At 57.7% G+C, this 21,566-nt stretch carries 19 protein-coding genes; 9 read left to right on the forward strand and 10 right to left on the reverse strand.

The window, feature by feature from the left end:
- Positions 1-69 precede the first annotated feature (69 nt).
- Positions 70-1,542, reverse strand: a complete 1,473-nt coding sequence (locus ACQUQU_RS05165; RefSeq protein WP_430462184.1) for a RimK family protein — start codon at positions 1,540-1,542, stop codon at positions 70-72.
- Between the two features lie 130 nt (positions 1,543-1,672).
- Here ACQUQU_RS05165 and ACQUQU_RS05170 point away from each other — a divergent pair, with 130 nt between their 5' ends.
- Positions 1,673-2,770 carry a GNAT family N-acetyltransferase/peptidase C39 family protein gene (locus tag ACQUQU_RS05170; protein WP_430462185.1) on the forward strand — a complete coding sequence of 366 codons (1,098 nt, stop codon included), beginning with the start codon at positions 1,673-1,675 and terminating at the stop codon, positions 2,768-2,770.
- A 131-nt stretch (positions 2,771-2,901) separates the two neighbouring features.
- On the opposite strand, the gene ACQUQU_RS05175 is transcribed toward ACQUQU_RS05170, so the two are convergent.
- The 4 genes from ACQUQU_RS05175 to ACQUQU_RS05190 all read right to left on the reverse strand — a co-directional run bounded on the left by ACQUQU_RS05175 (position 2,902) and on the right by ACQUQU_RS05190 (position 6,212).
- Entirely contained in the window at positions 2,902-3,114 is a 213-nt protein-coding gene (locus ACQUQU_RS05175; RefSeq protein WP_430462186.1) for a hypothetical protein, read from the reverse strand.
- 262 nt (positions 3,115-3,376) lie between these two features.
- Positions 3,377-3,997 (reverse strand): DUF2057 family protein, encoded by a 621-nt coding sequence (locus tag ACQUQU_RS05180; RefSeq protein ID WP_430462187.1) that lies wholly within the window; start codon positions 3,995-3,997, stop codon positions 3,377-3,379.
- Positions 3,998-4,143: 146 nt separating this feature from the next.
- Positions 4,144-5,169 (reverse strand): porin, encoded by a 1,026-nt coding sequence (locus ACQUQU_RS05185; protein ID WP_430462188.1) that lies wholly within the window; start codon positions 5,167-5,169, stop codon positions 4,144-4,146.
- Positions 5,170-5,228: 59 nt separating this feature from the next.
- Positions 5,229-6,212: a TRAP transporter substrate-binding protein gene (locus ACQUQU_RS05190; protein WP_430462189.1), complete on the reverse strand. Its 984-nt coding sequence runs from the start codon at positions 6,210-6,212 to the stop codon at positions 5,229-5,231.
- Positions 6,213-6,766: 554 nt separating this feature from the next.
- Between ACQUQU_RS05190 and ACQUQU_RS05195 the strand changes: the two genes are divergently transcribed.
- The 6 genes from ACQUQU_RS05195 (at position 6,767) to ACQUQU_RS05220 (ending at position 15,531) form a co-directional block, all read left to right on the forward strand.
- Positions 6,767-8,626, forward strand: a complete 1,860-nt coding sequence (locus ACQUQU_RS05195; RefSeq protein WP_430462190.1) for a sensor histidine kinase — start codon at positions 6,767-6,769, stop codon at positions 8,624-8,626.
- The gene (locus ACQUQU_RS05200; RefSeq protein WP_430462191.1) at positions 8,626-9,990 is read left to right on the forward strand and encodes a sigma-54-dependent transcriptional regulator; all 1,365 of its coding nucleotides are present in this window, start codon (positions 8,626-8,628) and stop codon (positions 9,988-9,990) included. Before ACQUQU_RS05195 ends, ACQUQU_RS05200 begins: the two co-directional genes overlap by 1 nt.
- Before the next feature lie 380 nt (positions 9,991-10,370).
- The gene (locus tag ACQUQU_RS05205; protein ID WP_430462192.1) at positions 10,371-10,961 is read left to right on the forward strand and encodes a TRAP transporter small permease; all 591 of its coding nucleotides are present in this window, start codon (positions 10,371-10,373) and stop codon (positions 10,959-10,961) included.
- The gene (locus ACQUQU_RS05210; RefSeq protein WP_430462193.1) at positions 10,961-12,352 is read left to right on the forward strand and encodes a TRAP transporter large permease; all 1,392 of its coding nucleotides are present in this window, start codon (positions 10,961-10,963) and stop codon (positions 12,350-12,352) included. The genes ACQUQU_RS05205 and ACQUQU_RS05210 overlap by 1 nt, the downstream gene beginning before the upstream one ends.
- A gap of 255 nt (positions 12,353-12,607) precedes the next feature.
- Positions 12,608-14,350 (forward strand): endonuclease/exonuclease/phosphatase family protein, encoded by a 1,743-nt coding sequence (locus tag ACQUQU_RS05215; protein WP_430462194.1) that lies wholly within the window; start codon positions 12,608-12,610, stop codon positions 14,348-14,350.
- A 221-nt stretch (positions 14,351-14,571) separates the two neighbouring features.
- Positions 14,572-15,531, forward strand: coding sequence for a phytanoyl-CoA dioxygenase family protein (locus ACQUQU_RS05220; protein WP_430462195.1), 960 nt, complete (start codon positions 14,572-14,574; stop codon positions 15,529-15,531).
- An 87-nt stretch (positions 15,532-15,618) separates the two neighbouring features.
- Here ACQUQU_RS05220 and ACQUQU_RS05225 read toward each other — a convergent pair whose 3' ends face one another.
- Positions 15,619-16,938 (reverse strand): GNAT family N-acetyltransferase, encoded by a 1,320-nt coding sequence (locus ACQUQU_RS05225; protein WP_430462196.1) that lies wholly within the window; start codon positions 16,936-16,938, stop codon positions 15,619-15,621.
- 68 nt (positions 16,939-17,006) lie between these two features.
- On the opposite strand from ACQUQU_RS05225, the gene ACQUQU_RS05230 reads away from it, so the two are divergent.
- Positions 17,007-17,465: an HIT domain-containing protein gene (locus tag ACQUQU_RS05230; protein ID WP_430462197.1), complete on the forward strand. Its 459-nt coding sequence runs from the start codon at positions 17,007-17,009 to the stop codon at positions 17,463-17,465.
- A 5-nt stretch (positions 17,466-17,470) separates the two neighbouring features.
- The gene (locus ACQUQU_RS05235) at positions 17,471-18,265 is read left to right on the forward strand and encodes a hydroxyacylglutathione hydrolase (RefSeq protein ID WP_430462198.1); all 795 of its coding nucleotides are present in this window, start codon (positions 17,471-17,473) and stop codon (positions 18,263-18,265) included.
- 63 nt (positions 18,266-18,328) lie between these two features.
- Here the strand turns inward: ACQUQU_RS05235 and ACQUQU_RS05240 are convergent, their stop codons facing one another.
- The 4 genes from ACQUQU_RS05240 to ACQUQU_RS05255 form a co-directional block, all read right to left on the reverse strand.
- A complete protein-coding gene (locus ACQUQU_RS05240; RefSeq protein ID WP_430462199.1) occupies positions 18,329-19,126 on the reverse strand; it encodes an SGNH/GDSL hydrolase family protein in 798 nt (265 codons plus the stop codon).
- Positions 19,119-19,751, reverse strand: coding sequence for a uracil-DNA glycosylase family protein (locus tag ACQUQU_RS05245; RefSeq protein ID WP_430462200.1), 633 nt, complete (start codon positions 19,749-19,751; stop codon positions 19,119-19,121). Before ACQUQU_RS05245 ends, ACQUQU_RS05240 begins: the two co-directional genes overlap by 8 nt.
- 67 nt (positions 19,752-19,818) lie before the next feature.
- Positions 19,819-20,406: an HU family DNA-binding protein gene (locus ACQUQU_RS05250; RefSeq protein WP_430462201.1), complete on the reverse strand. Its 588-nt coding sequence runs from the start codon at positions 20,404-20,406 to the stop codon at positions 19,819-19,821.
- A 176-nt stretch (positions 20,407-20,582) separates the two neighbouring features.
- On the reverse strand, positions 20,583-21,401 hold the full coding sequence (locus ACQUQU_RS05255) for an SDR family NAD(P)-dependent oxidoreductase (RefSeq protein ID WP_430462202.1): 819 nt from the start codon (positions 21,399-21,401) through the stop codon (positions 20,583-20,585).
- Between the last annotated feature and the right edge of the window lie 165 nt (positions 21,402-21,566).

The raw sequence follows: 21,566 nt of genomic DNA on the forward strand, positions 1-21,566 counted from the left end.
TGGTCTCGCGGTTACAAATTTTAACAGAAATGGCGTTCGGGCGGACTGCTGCTGATAAGCGTCACAGCATCAGCGACGGCCGTTCAGTTCATCCAGCTTCTTCAGCATGATGCCCATGATCTGCTGATACAGCAGGTGGCCGCTGTGCAGGTCTTCGACGCCCAGGTCAATGCTCGGGTTGTCGTTGACCTCAATGATCACCACCCGGTCGCCGCTGGCTTTGAGGTCGACGCCGTAGAAACCATCGCCCATGCATTTGGCGGCCTTCAGCGCGGTTTTGATCACCTGACGCGGCACTTTCTCGACCGCCATGGCGTCGGCGTTACCGGATTTGTGCGAGCGTGCGCTGTGGTTGTAAATCTGCCAGTGGCTTTTCGCCATGTAGTAGCGGCAGGCGTACAGCACCTGATTGTCCATGATGCCGATGCGCCAGTCGTAGTCGGTGGGCATGAATTCCTGCAGCAACAAAATGGCCGAGCGTTTGCTCAGGCGGTCGATGCATTCCATCAGCTGTTCACGGTCTTTGGCTTTTTCGACCCCGATCGAAAAAGAACCATCCGGTACTTTCACTATGATGGGCAGGCCCAGATCGTCAATTAATTCATCAACGTCGAATGGCTGGTTACCCATGATCAGCCGCGTTTTCGGTGTGTCGACCTCAAAGCGCTGCAGACGCTCGTGCAGATACACTTTATTGGAGCAGCGCATGATGTCGGTCGGGCTGTCGATCACCAGCAGGCCCTGATTTTCGGCGCTCTGGGCGATGGCGTAAGTGTGGTGATCGACCCGCGTGGTTTCGCGGATAAACAGCGCGTCGTATTCACCGATGCGGGCCGCGTCGCGGTAGGTAATAAAATCGACGTTCAGGCCCAGATCGCGCCCGGCTTTTTCAAAGGATTTTAACGCGCCTTTGTTGGACGGCGGCAGCTCTTCGTCCGGATTCACCAGCACCGCCAGATCGTATTTGTAGCGCTTATTCGAACGTTTGTTGCGCCAGATTTTATGGCTGAAGGCATCCAGTGCTTCGGCAAAGCGGGTTTGCGAGGCGTCGTCGAGATCATCCAGCGACAGGCAGCGGATATCGCGGATGGTCCACACGTGATCCTGATGGCGGGTGAGGGTGACTTCGGTCACCGGAAAGGCAAAGGTTTCAAACAAGCGGCGCGCCACCGACGCCAGCTCGGGTTTTTCGGTCTGACCGAAATAAATACTCAGGGTGTAATGCTCGCCGACGCCCACCTGTTTACGCAGCACGGAATCCAGCACTTTGCCCGAGCGCAGCGGCAGTGGCTGGCCACTTTCAAAACTGTTAAGTTCGCGGATGGCGCGCACCGAGGGAAACACCTGACCACCGCGGGCTTCCGCCAGCAGCGAACCGTAATAGCCGGTGGATAAATAACTGTAATCGCGGCACAGATTAATCACATAACCTTTGGTTTCGGCGAAATCGCGCAGGTATTGCTCAATGGCAACCACCTGATTGGTCGGATAATACGGAGACCAGTCTTGCGGCTGGTCGACAAGCACAAGCAGGGATTTCATGCGGCACAGGATCCATGGGCCAAGGGATTTAACACACTATAGTAGGCCCGCTGCCGGTAACAGAGTGCTGGCCCCTTTTTTTAAATTCGCCCCGGTTCTATGCTCACACTTTATTCTGCGGATGTGACGTATGACCCCGAGACTGGCCGATCTGGCCGATGTGCCTGCGTTGTCTGAACTGGAAAAACAGGTCTTTTCCGGCGACTGCCTGAGTGCCCGTCACTTCCGCCATTTTATCCGCGGCGAACACAGTGAGCTCTGGTTGCTGCAGGAGGGCGCCGGCATTCTGGCCTACGCGCTGGTGCTGTTTCACCGCGGCACGTCATTGGCGCGTCTGTATTCGCTGGCGGTCATGCCCGCGGCGCGCGGACGCGGTCTGGGCAAACAATTATTGCTCTGGGTCGAGCAGCGCGCGCTGGAGCGCCACGTGCTGTTTATGCGTCTGGAAGTACGCAACGACAATCCGGCGGCAGTGGCATTGTATGAACAGCAGGGTTATCGCCGGCTGAAGGCGCTGAAACACTATTACGAAGACGGCGCCGACGGCTGGCGTATGGAAAAACATTTACGCACGGTCACGCCGCGCCCGGATCCGCTGCCGTTTTACGCTCAGACCACGCCGTTCACCTGCGGGCCGTCGGCGCTGATGATGGCGCTGAAAAGTCTCAAGCCCGAATACCAGCTGACCCGTCTCGAAGAACTGGATCTGTGGCGGGAAGCCACCACCATTTATCTGACCACGGGCCACGGCGGCACCTCCGCCCAGGGGCTGGCACTGGCTGCGCGCGCGCGCGGTTTTCAGGTACGCATGTGGTTATCGGATTTACGCACGCCATTTATTGATGGTGTGCGCAGCGCGCACAAACGTGAGGTGCTGGATCTGGTCGGGCAGGATTTTCAGCGCCGCTGTGATGAGGCCGGGATTGTTTCGGATCTGGGCACCAAAGCCCTCGACGATTACCGCGCGGCACTGGCCGCGGGCGAGCGCATTCTGCTGCTGATCAGCACCTATCGCTTGAACCGCAATAAAGCGCCGCACTGGGTGTGGCTGGTGGCGATGGATGACGATTTCGCCTACATCAACGACCCGGATGTGGACGAAAAACTCGATCAGGTCGCAACCGACAACCTGTATGTGCCGGTCAGTCTGGAAAATCTGGCGTATATGATTCAGTACGGCAGCACGCGTTATGGTGCGGCTGTGCTGCTGCGCACTGATGCTTCCTGATTAAGACCCGGCGTCCGGATTTATCCGGGCGTTGGGCTCAGGCCGGGTCGCTGTTTCAGGAGGCGTACTGAACGCACGCTTCGGTTGTGCGGGGTTTCATCAGAATGCTGGGTTCAGGCCGGGGCGCGGCTTCAGGAAGCTTCCTGAATATACGCTTCGGTCGCGTCCGGATTCACCAGTTCATCGAGTTCGGGCGCGCGTTCCGCCCGCAGCGCTACCCAAGCCGATACGTCTTCACGCCATTCCGCTTCTGAGCGGATACGCGGTGCGGCGAGCATTTTGGCTTCGGTGCCGCGGGAAGCAAATACCAGAAATTCCTGAACTTTATAGGCGCGCAGTGACATGCCGGTTTCCGTTATGGGGTTGTCTGTGGGTTTATCTGTGCAGCTGACGGCGTAGTGGCCAGTGCAGCTGACTGTGTGGTTGTCAGTCCAGATGGCTGTGTGGTTGCCAGTCCAGCTGACTGTGGTTATCAGTCCAGCTGGCTGTGTCGCTATCAGAGGTAGCGCGAGGCCTTCCACCGTGCCGACCACCGCCGTCTGCCGGCGGATTTATAGCAGAATCCGCCCTCCGGGTCACATGACCTGTCGGATTCTGCTATCCGTGTCAGGGCTGCTGTTGCAGCCAGTGGCGGAAACGGGCCTGGTCGTCTGCGCTCAGGGCATCCCACAGGCGGGTCATGGTGTCGAGCGTGGCCGGGGCTTGCAGGCCCGGTTGTAATGGCCGGAAATAGGCCAGCTCCGCGGCAATCACGGTTTCTCCGGCCAGTTTTTCGCCGTTCATCAGCAAGTGCAGCGGCGCACTGGCCGCCAGTTGCTCTGCCTGTTCTCTGTTTCTGACCGGCGGGTGCTGGATGCGGTAGTTACCGGCTGCGTTAAGTTCGGCGACAAACTCCCGCGCCGGCCAGCGCACCATGTGCCCGGAATCGTCCTGCGTATTCCAGTTGGCTTCGTAGCGGAACACCAGCCGGTGTTCGCCCTCGTTCAGTTGCACCACATACTGCCCCTGATACAGATTCGGACTGTTCACTTTTTTCTGGTCGATGCTTTCAATGCGCACATCCGCCGGCACGGTTATCTGCACCGGGCCGTTTCCGACCCGCACGTTGGTGGGTGTCAGCGACGCGCAACCGTTAAGGGCCAGTGTCATCAGCAGGAATAACAGTGAAGCGGCGGTATAACGGGGCAGGGCCAGACCGCGAAATAAAGGGAAGGGCAGTTCATGCATCGGAAGACTCTCCATTCGCCAGCCTCGTATGCGCTGGAAACGAATCGGTTGAGCGGAAGTGCCGAAGGGCACAGAAAAAATAACCACCGCAAGCGAAGGCCTGCGGTGGTCAGTCGGCTTTTAAACATTAAGCCTCAGTGTGCGCCTCAGAAATCGAAGCGTACACCCAGCTGAGCTTCCGACATTTCCTTGCCAGTGGCCGGCATACGGGTGCTGTCGTTGTTCAGTGCTTCGTACGAGGCCCAGACGTTGTAGTTCTTGGCCAGATAGTACACGTATTCCACTTTACTGGAGGTTACGTCACCGGCGTCTTCACAGCTGTCGATGGCGTAGCGCGCGTGCACCTTGCCCGCACCAATTTTATAGGCCGCGTACACGCCCTGATTGGTGCGTTCTTCACCCGCGCAGTTGCCGATGCCTTTTACCGAACCGGACACCGCCGCTTCGGTCAGGGCGACGTTACCGCTCGAGCCGCCGTACAGGTCGAAATCGTCATCCGCCTGATGGAAGTAGGCCGACAGCGTCAGTGCGTCGGTCACTGCGTACCAGGCGCGCACACCCAGCAGGCCGCCGGTGTTGGCACCGCGCTCGTCCTTGGTATAAGCCGCCTGCAGGGTGGCAGGGCCGGCTTTGTATTCACCGCCCACCGACCAGGAGTCGAGGGAATCGCCTTCCTGACCTTCGGTGTGAATGCCGGCGCCCAGGTTGAAGTTCTCGCCCTTGAAGTAGTACTGGGTCAGGTCGTCTTCACGCACGGTACCCAGACGCACGGTGTCGTTGCCGTCAGAGAAATACGCGCTGCGCACGTACTTGTGCCACAGCGGCGTCTGCGAGCCGTAATACACTTCGCCGAAAGCGCCTTTCAGACCCACGAATGCCAGACGCAGGGTTGGCTGACCCATCTGGGCGATGTCGACGGTGTTTTCATCGCGCAGACCGTATTCCACCTGACCCACACCGGTCAGGCCGTTGTCCATTTTCACCGCGGCTTTCATGCCCACCGCGCTCAGGTAATCGCGGCCGTTCATGCCGTCGTCGGAGGTGCCGGCATTGACGTTGTCGACGCCGATGCGCAGGGTGCCGTAGGCGCTGGCGGTGGTTTCTTCAGCGTGTGCAAAGCCTGCCGCCAGCAGTCCCAGAGACAGCGCGGTTGCGAGTTTTTTCATCATCATGGTGTTCTTCTCTTTCTCGTTGCTTGTTGTTATTCAGTCGGAAAAAGTCGGGGCTTTTCTCAGTGATTGGATTGGATAGCGGCGTCGAGCAGATCGCTGCCGATCTGGTCTTCAAACATTTTCCACACCGGTTTCATGGCATCGATCCATTGCTGACGCTCACCCGGGTTCAGGGTCAGAATCTGGGTTTTACCGGAGTCGAGAATGCTCTGGCGGTCGGCCAGATCCTGTTTGGCGGCAATCTGATTGCCGTAGGCGATGGCTTCGTCCATGCACTGCTTGAGCGTGTCGCGCAAGTCTTCCGGCAGGCCGAACCAGAATTCAGCGGATGTCACCACCAGATAATCGAGCACACCGTGGTCGGTTTCGGTGACGTATTTCTGCACCTCAAAAAACTTGGAGGCGTAGGTGTTTGACCATGGACTTTCCTGACCGTCGATGGCGCGGGTCTGCAGCAGGGTGAACACTTCAGCGAATGGCTTTTTCAGGGGAATGGCGTGCACGGCTTCGTACTGGGCCTGCAGTACATCCGAGGTCATGATGCGGAATTTTTTACCGGCAATATCGGCCGGAACGCGGATCGGATCATTGGACGACAGCTGCTTCATGCCGTTGTGCAGATAACCCAGACCGACCAGCAATTTGTCGTTCATGGACGACAGCAGGGCAACACCCTGCGGGCTGTGCTGGAAACGGTCGACCGCGTCCATGTCTTTGAACAGGAAGGGCAGATCGAACACCTGCAGCGCCGGATTGTATTTCTGGAATTTGGACAGCGCCGGTGCGGCAATTTCCACATCACCCAGCTGCAGGGCCTGCAGCACAGTGGCGTCGGTGAACAGCTGTGAGTTCGGGTACACCTTCACATCCACCTTGCCGGGCAGACGGGCTTCGGCCAGCTCTTTGAATTTCAGAGCCATCTGGCCTTTCGGCGTATTTTCAGCCACGACGTGGGAGAATTTAATTTCAATCGGTTTGGCGTTGGCCTGTTGCAGCGGCAGCAGACAACTCACAGCCAGCAGGGTGGCGGTCAGTAATTTCATTCTGTCCTCACTTTTATTCTGTTATTGAGCGGATGGTGTTGTGCAGCACAGGTCGTTGCCGTGTGCTGAAAAGGCCTTGAGCAAGCGATATGCCAGCTGAGCGTGAGCGGATAAAACCAGCCCGACGGCAAACCCGGGCGGGTGACGACGATGGGCCGTGTGAAACGCCGGTGACATTGGCGGAACACGGCGTGAATACTGGCCCGAAGCTTGAATAGAGACCTTAACAGATTCATCAGCAAGCACCCGTGTCGCTTGTGCCGGATGGCGGAATATCCGACCAAGGTCGGTCAATACGGGGAAAAAGACGGCGTTAGTCTGTCTCTGAGTGAAGTAAAAAACGGGTGGATTTCCACCCATGAGCTATAAAAAACGGGTGGATTTTTTCTGTGGTCGGGCGTGATTTCCGCAGCCTTCAGGGTTAAATCCGTGGCCGCCGCACCAGTGCATCCAACACAGGGGCGGCAGACACACCGCCAACGGGAAAAATCCGACCCATTTTGTTCAGTGATCCGGTCACGGCCTGTGATCGGAATGCACACACGGGAACTGGCATGACCGACAACATACACCTGCGCCTGTACGGCCCGGATCATCCACTGCTGCACAAAAAGCCGGTCAACGTCTGGCTGATCGTGATTCTGTGGCTGATGGGCACTGTGCTGGTGGTTTTCAGCAGCGGCCGCTATCTGCAGCAGGAAGTGCTGCTGGAACTGGAGCAGGATTCCGCGCGCATGGCCGCCAGTCTGCGCAAGGCGCTGACGCCCTATCAGGACGTGGCCGAAACCCTGGCCGGCCTGCGCCTGATCCGCCAGTCGCTGCTGACACCGCCCGAGGATGAAGCCGCCCGCGCCAGCCTGCAGAGTTTTCTGGAAAGCACCAACAGCCGTCTGGGCAGTGAGTCGCTGTATCTGCTCGACCGCGACGGCATGCTGGTGGGCGCCAGCGTCGGGCTTGAGGAAGACGCCTTTACGCAGAGCTTTTCGTTCCGGCCGTTTTTTCAGCAGTCCATTCTCGGTGAGCCCGGACGCTATTATTCGGTGGCGCTGGTGACCACGGGGCGTGGGTATTTTTTTTCCGCCCCTGTGTTTGACCAGCAAACCATTATTGGCGTGGCGGTGGTGAAGGTGGATCTGGAGCCTTTATTCAGCACGGTTGCGGCCATGGCGCCGGATTATCTGGTGGTGGGCTACGACGGCATTGTCTTTGCGGCCTCACGTGCGGACTGGCTGTTCAGCAGCCTGTATCCGCTGGCAGAAAGTCAGAAACAGGCGATCCGTAATCTGCGCCGTTATCGCGGTGCAACCTTTAATAATATTGCCAGCGACGATGTGGAAGCGGTGTTTTACAACGACAATATCCGTCTGAAATCGTACGGTTTCAGCGACCGTTTCCTGGTGAAACGGGCTCGCTTACCGGAACTGGGCTGGCACCTGTTTGCCATTGCTCCATCGCGGGTGTTGTACCAGAGGGTCGGCATTCATGTGCTGTATTACAGCACGCTGTTTGTCGCCGGCTTATTGCTCTGGCTGTATTTCCGCAAACGCGAAGAACTGCGCCTGCACATTGCCCACCTGAACGAAGAACTGGAACGGCGGGTGGATGTACTGACGTCGGAGCTGACGCATTCCAATACCGAGCTGACCGAGCTGGTGAACCACTACCGCAGCACCCAGAGTCAGCTGCAGGAAACCCGTGATCAGCTGGTGCAGACTGCCAAGCTGGCGGTGCTCGGGGAAATGTCGGCCGGCATTAATCATGAACTGAGCCAGCCGCTGCTGGCGTTGCAGACTTACGCCGAGAACAGCCTGCGGCTGAGTGAGCGGCAACGTTACGAGGTGGTGGAAGACAACCTGCGCGAAATTCTGCGCATCACTGCCACCATGCACGGCATTGTGTCGCGCTTTAAAGTGTTCGCGCGCAAGACGCCGCCAGAACCCCGCGCCTGCGATATTCAGGAAATCATCGACGGTACGCTGGTGATCATGACGCCGCTGCTGAAAAAAGCGGGTGTGGCGCTGCACATCGAGCAAAGCCCGGTATTGCCGGACGGCGGCCAGCCCAAAGTGTATTGCGACCCGGTGCAGATTCAGCAGGTGCTGGTGAATCTGACCACCAACTCGGCCGAGGCGCTGGAAGAACAGCAGGATGCCTGGATCCGCATGCACATAGAATTTCCGCCGGGGCGGGTGCGTTTTACTGTGCTCGACTCTGGTCCGGGAATTGCTCCTGAATTACGCACGCGCATTTTCGAGCCCTTTTTTACCACCAAAGCCCGCGGGCTGGGTCTGGGGCTGGCCTTGTCGCGGCGCATTATTGAAACCCTGGGTGGCGAACTTAAGCTGGTGGAAACCGCCGCCGGCAGCACCTGTTTTGTTCTTGAATTACCCGGTCTGGCGGACGGAGAGTATTAATGGCACTGGTCCTGATAGTGGATGACGAAGAAAGTGTATGTAAGGCGCTGGCACAGACGCTGGACATCGAAGGCTATGACGTTATCCAGGCCAATTCTGCCCGTGAGGCACTGAATCATATCGAATACAGCTGGCCCGGCGTGGTCATTACCGACATCAATATGCCGGGTATGGACGGCCTTGAGCTGATGCGGAAAATCCGCGCCATCGACCCGGATATGCCGGTCACCCTGTTAACCGGGCATGGCGATATTTCCACCGCGGTAGAGGCCATGCGTGATGGCGCCTACGATTTTCTGGAAAAGCCATTTTCTACTGAACATTTGCTGGAAACCGTGCAGCGGGCGGTGGAAAAACGCCGCCTGACGCTGGAAAACCGCGAGCTGCGGCTGGAGGTCGAAGCCCAGTCGCATCCGGGGCCGCGCATCATCGGCCACCATGCGGCCATGAAAAAACTGCGCGGTACACTCGATCATGTAAAAGACACACCGGCCGACGTGCTGATTCATGGCGAAACCGGTTGCGGCAAAGAGCTGGTCGCCCGTTATCTGCACAGCCACAGCAAGCGCCGCGACAAAGCCTTTGTGGCGATTAACTGCGGCGCCATTCCGGAATCCCTGATTGAAAGCGAGCTCTTTGGTCATCAGGCCGGGGCTTTTACCGGCGCCGGTAAAAAGCGCGTCGGTAAATTCGAATACGCCAACGGTGGCACCCTGTTTCTCGATGAAATCGAAAGCATGCCCATGGTGCTGCAGATCAAAATGCTGCGCGTACTGGAAGAGCGGAAAGTAGAACCGCTGGGTGGCAATGAACAGATTCCGCTGGATATCCGTGTGGTGGCAGCCACCAAAACCGATCTAAAAGCGCTGAGTGACAAAGGCGAATTCCGCCTCGACCTTTATTACCGGCTGAACGTGGTGCAGGTGCATATTCCGGCCTTGCGCGAGCGCCGCGACGACGTACCTCTGCTGTTTGAGCATTTTGTCTGGGCGGCGGCCAACCGCTACGGCACTGAGATTCAGCCGCTGACCCCGTCCCAGCGACAGACGCTGCTGGCGCACGACTGGCCGGGCAACGTACGTGAGCTGCGCAATCTGGCCGAGTGCTTTGTACTGCTGGGCGGCGAACGCGCCTTCGACAGCCTGCGCGGTGGCAATACCGAGCAGGGTCGTATCTCGCTGGCCGAGCAGGTGGCCCGTTACGAAGAACTGCTGCTGCGTGAAGTGCTGACCCGTCATCAGGGCCGGCTGAAAGACGTGCAGGAAGAGCTGGTGCTGGGGCGTAAGACCCTGTACGAAAAAATGAAGAAATTCGGGCTGGATAAACAGAACTTCAAACACCTGGCCGACGTCAGCGATGTCTGAAGCCTGTTTGTTCGAAGCCTGTTGATCCAAGGACAGGGCTGACTGAATCGTTGAATATGAACAATGGGTGGATTTTTTCCCATTTAATCCGCCCCTGAGTCGGCATCCACCCATCCGCCTGTCGATGAGTGTGCTGGCCAATAAAAAGACCGCCCGCTGCGGTCTTTTTTTATGCCCGACCTTAGTCGGATAACGGCCCGTTACTCCTGCGATTTTCCGCCATTTCCCGCGCTTTTATTCCACCATCCTCTGCTTTATCCGGCGCGCTGCTTTCGTGTTGGCACTGCCTTTGCTCTGTGGGGCGGATAACCCCCGTCCGGTCCGTGTGGCGTAATCCCCCCACCGGATTCCGATAACGACAACAATAAAGAGGATCGCTCATGATCAGAACCATTAACCGTCTGGAGGACATCATCATCGGCAAACTGCTGGTGCTGATTACTCTGCTGGTCTTTGCCGAAGTTATTGCCCGCTTCGTGTTTAACACAGGTATTCACTGGGCGCAGGAAGCGACGCTGTTAATGTCGGCGTGGATGGTGCTGCTGGGCTGTGCCTGGGCGGTGCGCGAAAAATCCCATATCTGTGTTGATGCCTTGCTCGACCGCATGCCGGCGCCGGTGCGTCGATGGGTGGTTTTATTCTCAATTGCTGTCGCGCTGGTTTACAGCGGCATGTTTGGTTACAGCTCATGGGTCTACGTGAGCAAATTAAAAATGATCGGCATTCCGCTGGAAGACATTGCGCTGCCGAAATGGATGGCCGTTTCGGGGCTGTTGTTCGGCTTCTTTATGCTGGCGCTGCGCCTGCTGGAACTGGCATGGGAGGTGTGGAAAGGCGAGGCCGACAGTTTCCACCAACACCGCGAAGTTACCTTCGAAGATGACAACGCTTCCCGCTTTGATATGGATCACCGCGACAGCGCCTTCGACCGCGCCGACGATTCCGCCAGCTCCCGTGGAGAGAAAGCATAATGGCCGCCCTGACGTTATTTGTTCTGTTGTTCGTGTGCATGGCCATCGGTCTGCCGATTGCCTTTGCGCTGGGTTTTTCCTCCATCACCGCCATTCTGTTGTTCACCAACGACTCGATGGCGTCGATTTCGCTGAAATTATTTGAAGCGGTGTCTGAACACTACACCTTGCTCGCAATTCCATTTTTTATTCTGTCGTCGGCGTTTTTATCGTCCGGTGGTGTGGCGCGTCGTCTGATTGATTTTGCCGTGGCCTCCATCGGTCACGTGCGCGGTGGTCTGGCGATGGCCTCTGTGCTGGCCTGTATGCTGTTTGCTGCGGTTTCCGGTTCGTCACCGGCCACCGTAGCGGCGGTGGGCTCGATTGTGCTGGCCGGTATGGTGCGTGCGGGTTATCCGCTGTCGTTTGCGGCCGGTGCGGTGTCCACCGCCGGTACTCTGGGGATTCTGATTCCGCCGTCGATTGTGATGCTGGTGTATTCCGCCGCCACCGAAGTGTCGGCCAGCCGCATGTTCATGGCCGGTTTTGTGCCCGGCATCCTGATCGGTCTGGTGCTGATGATCACCATTTACGTGGTGGCGCGCCGTAAAAACTTGCCGGCCGAACCCTTTGCCGGTGTGCGTAAAATTCTGTCCACGGCTTTCAGTGCCTCGGGCGGTATTCTGCTGATTCTGCTGGTACTGGGTACCATTTACGGTGGTGTGGCCAGTCCGACCGAAGCCGCTGCGGTGGCCGCTGTGTATGGTTTTTTGGTCGCGGTGTGGGGCTACCGTGATATTGGTCCGTTAAAAAACACTCCCTGGCGCAAAGACGGCGAGCATCTGCTGCTGGCCACTGTGCGCAATATCGTGGTGCTGCCGTACGGCATTGTGGCGTCGGTGCGCGATCCGGACGTAGTCGCCGTGGTGCGTGATGCGGCGCGGGTCAGCGTGACGCTGCTGTTTATTATTGCCAATGCCATGTTGTTCGCCCATGTGCTGACCTCGGAACAGATTCCGCATCATCTGGCCGCCACCATTGTTGACTGGGGCCTGCCGGCGTGGGGCTTCCTGATTGTGATGAACCTGCTGTTGCTGATGGCCGGTAACTTTATGGAGCCATCGGCAATTCTGCTGATCATGGCGCCGATTCTGCTGCCGATTGCCACCCAGCTGGGCATTGACCCGATTCATCTGGGCATCATCATGGTGGTGAACATGGAGCTGGGCATGCTGACGCCGCCTGTGGGTCTTAACCTGTTCGTGACCGCAGGCATTACCGGTAAATCCATCGGTTGGGCGATTAAGGCCTGTATGCCGTGGTTGCTGCTGATGCTGGTGTGTCTGCTGGTAATTACCTTTGTGCCGCAGATCAGCCTGTTCCTGCCGGAATATCTCGATGGTCTGAAATAAGCCTGCGGGACGTTAACAGCCTGCCTTTTCTACTCTCCCGGGCCGCTGCCGTGGCCCAACCTCCTGTTGCTTCCCGAGCGTAATCGCAACAGCTTTGCCCGGTCCGCCGGGCCTTTTTATTTATTTGCGCCACTGTCCTGTTTGGTCTCCCGCTTGTCCGTTTTGGTCCCTGAAAGGGGCGCTGTGCTCAGGTAGGCTTGCTGCTTACTGTCCGTCTTTGCGCGGCAGTCACAATAACAATAATGGATTCTCACTATGTCTCCGATTTCTCTGCACCCGCGTGCGGGTTTCATAAAAAAAAACCGGACGAAAACACTGCTGGCCAGTGCCTGCCTGCTGCTGGCGGCTGATGTATCGGCCATGTCGCAACCGCCCAGCGTATTAACGACTGAGCTGGTGTTCACCAACAGCACAGATCAGACGCTCACCGTTTCGCTGGCGGGCGACGGCGAACTGCTCAGCGCCGATATTCCGCCACTGGCCACCCGCACGCTGACCCGCCTTGAGCGCAGCGCGGCGGCTGAGCAGACGGTGCAATTACATTTGCAGGGCGCCGCTGACGGACTGACGCTGGAGCAGACCCTCGACGGTCTGTCGCTGTCGTTCTCGGCGCACGGCACCGGCTGGACTTTGCCATCGTTCAGCGATGGCAATCTGCACCAGCAAACCGTGAATTTCGGTGCGGCTCCGGCCCGTGTTGCCGTGAAAGGTGAAGACACCGACGCAGGCGGCCGCCTGACCTATGTGTTGCAACCGCTGCGCGCACAGCCGCGGCAACAGGACGCCGGTGAGTTTGCTCTGCTGGGTTACAACATCTGGGCGACCACCATTTACGGTTCGCAGAAGGTCGACACCCGTCTGGCAGAAATGCCGGCGGTGATGGCCGGTTACGACGCACTGGTGCTGACCGAAGTGTTTGACGCCTTGCCGTCCAATGAATTGCTCGACGCCCTGCGGGCGGAATATCCGTACCAGACCGGCGATATTTTTAAAGCCGGTAAATTAATGCCGTCCGGCACGCGCATTCTGTCGCGCTGGCCGATCGAGCGTGAAGATTCGTACGCCTACGACGCCTGCGACGGTATTCAGTGCGCGGCGACACGCGGCGTGATTTATGCGCGAATTAATAAACTGGGTAAGGCCTATAACCTGTTCGCTACCCATACCCAGTCGTCGGATGACGACGTCAACCGTCAGGCGCGACTGGCTCAGCTGGCAGAAATGGGGCAATTTATTCAGCGTCTGAATTTACCGGCGTCGGAACCTGTGCTGATGGCGGGGGATTACAACATCAATAAAATTGGCCTGCCGGGCGACCGTGACCGCATGGAAACCCTGCTGAATGCCACCGAACCACAGAATCTGGGTCATGCCCTGAGTTTTGATTCTGACACCAACCACTGGGCCGAAAAACCCTACCTCGAATATCTGGATTACACCTTGTTCAGCCGTGTGAATCAGGCGCCACTGGCGGCCAGTCAGCGCATTTTTGCGCCACGGGTGATCACTGACAGCCTGTGGGGCGAATGGGATCTTTCCGACCACTATGCCGCCGAAGGCCTGTTCCGCTTTGATGCCAGCCAGACTGTGCGCAACGAATTTCCGTTCGCAGGCGACGTAGTGCATCTGCAGACCAGCAACGGTCATTTTCTGCGTGCCATGAGTGGCGGCGGCAGCTTTATTTCCGCAGGCTCGTCGCAGGTCGGAACCTGGGAAAGTTTTATTCCGCAGGTGCGTGGCGACGGCAGGATTGCCCTGAAAGCGCGTGACGGCAGTTACGTCGGACTGGATTCCTATCTGGTCGGCACCCTGACCACAGGGCACGATCTGAACAGTGCTGCAGCGGCGTTCACGCTGGTTGATCTTGGTAACAACCGGGTGGCCCTGCTGGCCGACAATGGCCGCTATGTGCGCGCCGATTTCGGCGGCGGTGCGGGCGTCAGTGCGGCGTCGTCTGCCGTGGGCGACAACCAGACGTTCCGTCTGATTCGTCCCTGAGTTGAATGGGGCTGGCTCTGGCCTGAGCCAGCTCACATATCTGAGCCGGCCCTTCGCTGAGTGCGCTCAGTTGAGGGGCTTTCTGCTGACCGATGTCTGCTTTCCGCGTTCTTTCAGCTCAGCTTTCTTTCACTGTGTCCCGCCAGTGGGTACTATCTGCCCCTTTCCCGGTGCGCCTGCCGGGTTTGCGATAATGGACTCTTTTGGTTGGGAACCCAGTGATGTGGCAGGTCTTTACTGCGCAGAAATCCTTTGCACAAAATCCAATCGGTCATCCGGCGGCTAACCGCGCGGGTCTGCATCTGGCTCGGATCGGATTAGCCGCCCTTATGCTGCGTCTGCGCCGGCTGCTGGTGAATGGCATTGGCCGCACGCAGGATCAGAAAATTCTGGCCCGCGATGGTGTGCTGGTGATTGAGAATTTTCTTCCGGCCGATGAATTTGCGCGGGTCAAAGCGCGGGCTCTGGCCATTCAGCGTCAGGCGGATACTCAGGACCCGGTGCCTGATTATCAGGAAGCGGGGTTCGGTAAACCCCACGGCTATGCCTGGGGTTTTGACCGCTGCGATGGCGGCACCCTGAACCGGTTTTACGATCTCGATCTGAACGATGCCGAGTTGAATCTGTTTGTGCAGAATCCACGTCTGAAACGCATTGTGCGTTATGCCGCAGGCTCGGTATTTAATGCCACGCGTTTTCAGTTGTACCGCCTGATTCATGGCGATGAACATGCGCTTGCGGACAGTCAGCGCCGGATTCACCGCGATACCTTTCATTCCGCCACCAAACTCTGGTTCAGCCTGTCGGAGGTGAGCGCCGCGCACGGGCCGTTTTATTACGGCAAAGGCACTCACAAATTGAACCGCAACCGCTGGGCGTGGGAATACCGGAAATCGGTTCAGGCATCCGCACAGAATCTGGGCGGTGCGTTCCGCGCTGCCGAAGCCGAGGTGCAGGCTCAGTACGGTCGGGTGCCGGAAGCTGTGTGTGTGCCGGAAAATACGCTGGTGATTGCCGATGTTTTTGGCTGGCACTGCCGGGGTGATGCTGTGGCGGGCAGTGAGCGGCTGGCGCTGTACGCCAGTTTCCGCCCAAGTCCGTTTGGATTGCCCAAGGTCCCTGATTTGAAGAAAGTCCCGGATTTGAAGAAAGCTCCGGGTTTAAAGAAAGTCCCGGATTAATACAAGGCGCCGAAATAAAAACACCGAAATAAAAAGCGCGTCACAGACATCACAGGTTTGAAACCGGGTCGCTTCACAGGCCAGCGGTTATTCCCGGTGAAACGGCAGCAGGCTGGCAGCCTCTTGCTGATAACGCTGCATATGCGCGGCTTCTTCCTGCACAAACTCCTTCACCGCCTGATGAAACCCCGGATGCGCCAGCCAGTGCAGGCTGACGGTGCTGACCGGTTCAAAGCCGCGGGCGATTTTATGTTCACCCTGAGTTCCCGGGTCAAAGCGCTGTAATTTGCGTTCAATGCAGAACTCGATGCCCTGGTAGTAACAGGCCTCAAAATGCAGGGCATCAAATTCATCCAGACACCCCCAATAGCGGCCATACAGCGTGCTCTCGTCGAAAAAGAACAGGGCACTGGCCACCGGACTGCCCTTGTAGCTGGCACTGACCAATAGCATTTTTTCCGCCATGCTGGCGCGCAGTTGCTGAAAAAAGGCTTCGTTCAGATACGGGTACGAACGGCGGCTGCGGTAGGTGTTCAGATAACACTGAAAAAACTGGCGTATATCTGCTTCGCTGATGTCGTTACCGGTTTTACGGGTCAGTGTCAGACCTTGCCCGGCGATTTTCTGCCGTTCTTTTTTCAGGCTTTTGCGTTTACGGCTGACAAAGTGATTCAGGTAATCGTCAAAGCTGCTGTACTGGCGGTTATGCCAGTGAAACTGACAACCCGAGCGCAGGGCGGGCGCCGGTTGAACCGGTTCGCCTGCGATGGCGTTTGGGTTGGGAAAATTCAGATGCCAGCCCGACAAACCCTGCGTCAGACAGTGCTCGCTGAGCGCGTCAAACCAGTCGCCGGGACGCGTCTTTATGCTCAGCAGGCGCGGGCCTGTTGCCGGGGTAAAGGGCACTGCCCAGAGTAATTTCGGGTAATAATTCAGACCGTACTTTTCGTAAGCCTCGGCCCACTGCCAGTCAAAGACGTATTCGCCATAACTGTGGGTTTTGATATAGCAGGGAATAATGGTGTGCGGCACAGCGCCACTATTTACAGCGCCACTATTTACAGCGCCACTATTTACAGCGCCACTATTTACAGCGCCACTATTTACAGCGCCACTATTTACAGCGCCACTATTTACAGCGCCACTATTTACAGCGCCACTATTTACAGTGCCGCTACTGACAGCACCACCACTGACAGCGCCGCTACTGACCAGATAATGCACTTCCCAGCCGCTCGGGTGGCCGGGCTGTGTGCCGATGCAGTCGCTGTCTTCCAGTGCCGCGAGAAAACGCCGGTCGAGGAAGGGGTAGCCCCCGGCGCATGGGTCGTATAACGCCTGCCAGTGGTTGGCGGGGATGTCGTGTATGCTGCGAGCAATCGTCAGTCCGTCTGTGCGTGTATCCATTGCTGCCCCGTGACCTTGTAACGCCTTCGGCCTATCATGAAGCCATAGCTGTATAACCGGAGAGAATTATGTTCCGTCTTGATCCACGCCTGCAATCCGATACCACCCTGATTGGCCGTCTGCCTTTGTGTCAGGTGCTGCTGATGAACGACAGCCGCTACCCTTGGGTTATTCTGGTACCGGCCCGTAACGACGTGTTTGAAATCTACCATCTGTCGGCCGACGATCAGGCGCAGCTGGCGAAAGAATCCACCTGGGTTCTGGAAAAAATGGCCGATCATTTCGCTGCCAAATCCATGAACGTGGCCGCGCTCGGTAACGTGGTTGCGCAACTGCATGTACACCATATTGCCCGCTATCAGGGCGACCCGGCCTGGCCAGGTCCGGTGTGGGGCCACAGCCCGGCGGTGCCGTACGCACCGGATGCGCTGGAGACGCGTGTGCACGAACTGAAAAGCCTGTTTTCCAGTCATTTTGTCGCTGATCTGCACGGCGAAGACGACGCCGAAAATTACGTTTACTGGTAATCCCTATGCTGGTGATCCGACGCTTTATGCACAACGGCCTGCGTAATTTTAATTACCTGATCGGCTGTGAAGAAACCCGTCAGGCCATTGCGCTCGACCCGCTCGACGGTGAGCAGATGCTGGCCCTGGCGGCGGAGCACGGGCTGGATATCCGGCTGATCGTCAACACCCACGAACACCACGACCACATTGAAGGCAATCCGGCGGTGCAGGCTGCCACCGGAGCGCCTGTGTGGGCCCATGCCAGCGCCATGGGCAAAATTCCGGCGCAGGCACGGGCATTGGTGGCGGGGGATGTGGTTGAACTGGGCAGTATCCGGTTAAAGGTGTTGTATACACCGGGACATACACCGGGGCACTTGTGCCTGCTGGCAGAGCCCTCGGCGTTTAATCCGGTGGCGGCGTTATTTTCCGGCGATACCCTGTTTAATGCCGCTGCGGGTAATTGCCGCAACGGCGGCAATGTCGATGAGCTGTACGATACTTTTGTGTCGCAATTGCAGCCGCTGGCCGACGACACCCTGTTGTATCCCGGCCACGATTATATGAAAACCAATCTGGCGTTTGCCCTGAACCGCGACCCGGGCAATGCCATGGCTGGTTACTGGGCCGATCAGGTTTCTGCCACCGACGCCGACGATATGCCGGTGATGACCTTAGGGCAGGAGCGTACGTACAATCCGTTTTTACGCCTGCACGAAGCGGCCGTGCGAGCACAATTGCTGGCCGATTTTCCCGATCTGGGGCAAAGCGACCGCGATGTTTTCCGTGCACTGCGCCGACTGCGTGACAGCTGGTAACAGGTAACGGGTAACAGCCGCTTTTTACGTGAGTTTTTTCCCGATGTATTTTCTGCGCTGTGGTCAGCGGGTCTTTTGCCGCGACCGCAGAGGCAGGCTCCGCTTCAGAATCGGGTCGATGGCATCGGCCAGCACAATGCCCCATTCACGATATCCACTGGCATTCGGATGATAGCCGTCGGCCGCCATCCAGTCGGCCGGTACCTGCGCCTGGCTCTGCAGCCAGTGCCATCCGCGCCGGGCACAGTGCGTCTGTAAAACCAGATTCAGCTGGGTTGCCCGTAATCCAAGAAAATTCCGCAGCGGTGCCGGCAAGGCCGGAAATTGCGCCATGTCGGGCACCTGAGTAAAAAAGACAGCCTGTGCGTTTGGACAGCGGCTGACCAGTGCGTCCAGATCGTCGCGCCAGCGTTTCAGCGACGTAAATCCTGTGGTGTCGTTCACGCCCAGGGTAATCAGCAGCACATAAGGCTCGCCCGGTTCGCTCAGTTCGGGCAGATTTCCGGCACTGAAATCACAGGCTTTCCAGCCGTTGTGGCCTTCAATGGTCCAGCCTGTCAGCGTTTCGCTGGCGCTGACCAGGGCGTGGGTTAATCCCTGATCGATCGTCTCAGCGCCGACACCGGCGACCGTGCTTTCACCAATATGGAACAGCGTCAGTGGCTGTACCGATGGTTTGTCTTGCAATCGGCCGCTGCGCGGACCGCTGGCTTCCGGCAGTCGCAAGGCGGTTTTACGCACGTGTTTTCCCTGGCGGATAATCCAGGGCAACAGCGGCAGTAATGCAGAAAAAGCCAGTAAGACGTGCAGATGACGCAGGCGTGTGTGCACAGGCGAGATCGTCTTTTTCTTGTTATTCATTGTCTTCCGTTCCCGAGTGTCCGGCTTGTTGCGCGAGCAGATGCTGCACCCGCCTTTTTAACGACGGCAGAATATCCTGCTCAAACCAGGGATTTTTTGCCAGCCATAACTGATTGCGTGGCGATGGGTGAGGCAGAACAAAATAGGGGGAGGGTATCGCTTGCGGGTCACGCACCCGCTCGGTGAGGCTGGCCAGCGGCCCGCTCGTCAGACCATGGGCTTTCAGATAGTAATTCTGCGCGTACTGACCGATCAGCAGAATCAGCTGCAGATGCGGCATGTGCTGCATCAGCCGCTCGTGCCATTGGGGCGCGCATTCGGGTCTGGGGGGCAGGTCACCGCTTTTGCCTTTGCCCGGATAACAGAAGCCCATGGGCATAATGGCAAAGTGGCGCGTGTCGTAAAATACAGCGTCGCTGACCCCGAGCCACTGGCGCAGGCGTTTTCCGCTGGCATCGTCCCAGGGAATGCCCGAGGCGTGCACTCGGGTGCCGGGTGCCTGTCCTATGATCAGAATGCGGGCGTCGTGACCGATGCGCACCACAGGGCGCGGGCCAAGGGGTAACTGGCTGGCGCACAGGTCGCAGCGGCTGACGTCCTGCAGCAGGGAAATTAACGTACTCATAATGCGGAGCCAAAAAAAACGGCCCGCCGGAAACCGGACAGGCCGCTTACTATGACTGCAAAAAGGCTTATTCAGCCATTTCTTTCAGTTTTTTCAGAGCCAGAACTTTCACTTTTACCGATGCAGGCTTAGCCGGTACGTCCATGGTTTCGCCTGGACGGAATGGGTTAGGCACGCCTTTACGGGCTTTCTGTGCTGGCTTCTTAACGGTCTTGATTTTCAGCAGACCTGGCAGGGTGAATTCACCAACGGCACGCTTTTTCAGGTGACGTTCGATCACTGCAGACAGTTCTTCCATCACAGTGTTTACGTCTTTGCGGGCCAGACCGGTGTTTTCTGCAATTTCGTTCAGCAGCTGGGTTTTGGTCAGCTTTTCGGTAATAGCGGTGGTTTTGCTTACCGGTGCTTTAGCAACCGCAGCGGCTTTTGGTGCAGCCTTAGGAGCAGCTTTAGCAGCGGCTTTCGGTGCAGCGGCTTTGGCTGGCGCTTTTTTCGCGGCGGCTTTCGGAGCTGCTTTGGCAGCGGCTTTTACCGGTGCTTTTTTCACAGCAGGTGCTTTGGTGGCTTTTGCAGCCGCTTTTGGCGCGGCGGCTTTAGCGGGTGCTTTTTTTGCTGGAGTTTTGGCTTTAGCGGCCGGTGCTTTTGGTGCAGCCATAGTGGGATCCTTATGGTGTTGTTGTTCCGGTTGTCGGGCTGCTCTGTACAGCGTCGGGCGCGCTGTTACTGATTCAGAGAGCCGTCTGATTCTTATGCAAAAAATCAGGGGTGGCAAGCGTGCCACCCCTGTTTTTAAGGGTTTTTATACGAAAATAGGGGCTCTGCAGTGAGCTTTCATGACATGCGTCGGAGAATCCAGCCGAAAACATCGGAATAACGGATTGGCAACAGGCGTTGCAGACGGTCCATCAGGCGCGCATCTGAGCCGATCAGAATGCGGCGTCGGCCGGCGCGAATGCCGTCAATAATGATGCCGGCCGCCTGTTCGGGCGTGGTACGCGCCATCTTTTCAAAATCCGCCGCCTGTTGAGCGAGATCCTTCGGACCTGTCATCGAGGTTTTCATACGGCCGTTGCGCACTATGTTGGTTTTGATGCCACCCGGATGAACGGTGGTGACAAAAACCGGGGTGTCTTTCAGCTCCTGGCGCAGCGACTCGGTAAAACCCCGTACCGCAAATTTGGTGGCGTTATAGGCCGCCTGAGTGGGCAGGGCAATAATGCCGAAGATGCTGGACACGTTCACGATGGCCGCCTGCGGGCGGGTCAGCAGATGCGGCAGGAATTCTTTGGTGCCGTACACCACGCCCCAGAAGTTGATGTTCACGATCCACTCCATATCGTCGTAGGTCATGTTGGCCACGGTTTCGGACAGCGCAACCCCGGCGTTGTTGATGACCGCATCCACCTGTCCAAAATCGGCGATGACCATCTGGGCGTAGCGGCGGAACGCGTCGCGGTCGGCGACGTTCAGGGTGGCGAGGGTAACCTTGCCGTCGCCGGTAAGGGTGGCGCGGGTCTGCTCAAGGCCGGCCAGATTGATATCGGACAGCGCCAGATGAGCGTCTTCGCGACTCAGTTGCTGGGCCAGCGCCCGGCCAATGCCGGATCCGGCTCCGGTGATCACCACCACTTTCTCTTTGAACGACTGCATGCCTTCACTCCGGCTGGTTTGTTGTTATCAGGCCAGGGAGCCTACCGGCATGGGGCGCAGTCTCAAGGTGGATTTGTGACGAAATCAGCGTGACGGGTGCTGCGACGGTATCGGACGCCGGGTAACTTCCGCTATAATGCCCGCCTTTTATCCGAGGCGCCGTGA

This window comes from Thalassolituus sp. LLYu03 (assembly GCF_050507655.1).
GTDB lineage: Bacteria > Pseudomonadota > Gammaproteobacteria > Pseudomonadales > Oceanobacteraceae > Venatoribacter.

Excerpts from the sequence above, each read along its gene's own strand:
- ACQUQU_RS05235 (WP_430462198.1), top strand. The coding sequence starts at position 17,471 with ATGCTGGTGATCCGACGCTTTATGCACAACGGCCTGCGTAATTTTAAT.
- ACQUQU_RS05255 (WP_430462202.1), bottom strand. The coding sequence starts at position 21,401 with ATGCAGTCGTTCAAAGAGAAAGTGGTGGTGATCACCGGAGCCGGATCC.
- ACQUQU_RS05250 (WP_430462201.1), bottom strand. The coding sequence starts at position 20,406 with ATGGCTGCACCAAAAGCACCGGCCGCTAAAGCCAAAACTCCAGCAAAA.
- ACQUQU_RS05230 (WP_430462197.1), top strand. The coding sequence starts at position 17,007 with ATGTTCCGTCTTGATCCACGCCTGCAATCCGATACCACCCTGATTGGC.
- ACQUQU_RS05205 (WP_430462192.1), top strand. The coding sequence starts at position 10,371 with ATGATCAGAACCATTAACCGTCTGGAGGACATCATCATCGGCAAACTG.
- ACQUQU_RS05165 (WP_430462184.1), bottom strand. The coding sequence starts at position 1,542 with ATGAAATCCCTGCTTGTGCTTGTCGACCAGCCGCAAGACTGGTCTCCG.
- ACQUQU_RS05180 (WP_430462187.1), bottom strand. The coding sequence starts at position 3,997 with ATGCATGAACTGCCCTTCCCTTTATTTCGCGGTCTGGCCCTGCCCCGT.
- ACQUQU_RS05225 (WP_430462196.1), bottom strand. The coding sequence starts at position 16,938 with ATGGATACACGCACAGACGGACTGACGATTGCTCGCAGCATACACGAC.
- ACQUQU_RS05175 (WP_430462186.1), bottom strand. The coding sequence starts at position 3,114 with ATGTCACTGCGCGCCTATAAAGTTCAGGAATTTCTGGTATTTGCTTCC.
- ACQUQU_RS05215 (WP_430462194.1), top strand. The coding sequence starts at position 12,608 with ATGTCTCCGATTTCTCTGCACCCGCGTGCGGGTTTCATAAAAAAAAAC.
- ACQUQU_RS05220 (WP_430462195.1), top strand. The coding sequence starts at position 14,572 with ATGTGGCAGGTCTTTACTGCGCAGAAATCCTTTGCACAAAATCCAATC.
- ACQUQU_RS05170 (WP_430462185.1), top strand. The coding sequence starts at position 1,673 with ATGACCCCGAGACTGGCCGATCTGGCCGATGTGCCTGCGTTGTCTGAA.
- ACQUQU_RS05195 (WP_430462190.1), top strand. The coding sequence starts at position 6,767 with ATGACCGACAACATACACCTGCGCCTGTACGGCCCGGATCATCCACTG.
- ACQUQU_RS05210 (WP_430462193.1), top strand. The coding sequence starts at position 10,961 with ATGGCCGCCCTGACGTTATTTGTTCTGTTGTTCGTGTGCATGGCCATC.
- ACQUQU_RS05190 (WP_430462189.1), bottom strand. The coding sequence starts at position 6,212 with ATGAAATTACTGACCGCCACCCTGCTGGCTGTGAGTTGTCTGCTGCCG.
- ACQUQU_RS05185 (WP_430462188.1), bottom strand. The coding sequence starts at position 5,169 with ATGATGATGAAAAAACTCGCAACCGCGCTGTCTCTGGGACTGCTGGCG.
- ACQUQU_RS05245 (WP_430462200.1), bottom strand. The coding sequence starts at position 19,751 with ATGAGTACGTTAATTTCCCTGCTGCAGGACGTCAGCCGCTGCGACCTG.
- ACQUQU_RS05240 (WP_430462199.1), bottom strand. The coding sequence starts at position 19,126 with ATGAATAACAAGAAAAAGACGATCTCGCCTGTGCACACACGCCTGCGT.
- ACQUQU_RS05200 (WP_430462191.1), top strand. The coding sequence starts at position 8,626 with ATGGCACTGGTCCTGATAGTGGATGACGAAGAAAGTGTATGTAAGGCG.